This is a genomic window from Arcobacter cryaerophilus gv. crypticus (assembly GCF_002993025.1).
Taxonomy (GTDB): Bacteria; Campylobacterota; Campylobacteria; order Campylobacterales; family Arcobacteraceae; genus Aliarcobacter; species Aliarcobacter cryaerophilus_B.
The window spans coordinates 1-488 of the sequence record NZ_NXGI01000024.1 but is presented as its reverse complement, the minus strand read 5'-3'; the positions used below and the strand labels follow the sequence as shown (position 1 = coordinate 488).

Genomic DNA, 488 nt, shown 5'->3' with positions numbered 1-488 from the left:
TATGCATTACTTTTATGATGAAAACTATTTTCATTAATATTTATAGTTTGATTTTTATTATAATTTATAGAGAAATCTAACATCATATCAGTATGAGAATCACTGTAATTCAAAGATACTATATTTAAACCTTTTACAGTTCTATGATCCTTATTGCTCCAAAGATTTCTGCAGCTTCCTTGAATATATTTACCTCTTTTAATTTCAACAGTATCATCAATGATAAGAACTTTTACATCAGTTGTTTTTTGAAGTTTATGAAGTTTGCAAATAAGCTTTGTAGATGTCAGTAATAATAATTTTCTCCAATTGTATCTACTATCTTTAAGAAGTCTATAATAAACATCTTTTTTAAAGCTATCGTTGCTGTATTTCATAAAACTAGAAATTTTTCTATTTATTACAAACATATATAAAAAATGTAAAATTATCATATATGGTTTTACACCAATATCTCTTTTTATAAAATTACTTTGTTTTAAAATAGA

1 protein-coding gene is annotated in these 488 nt (G+C 22.5%); it reads right to left on the bottom strand.

All coding sequences use genetic code 11. The features are described from left to right. Positions 1–488: hypothetical protein (locus CJ670_RS10885; RefSeq protein ID WP_207763629.1), on the bottom strand; the 488-nt coding region annotated here is incomplete at both ends.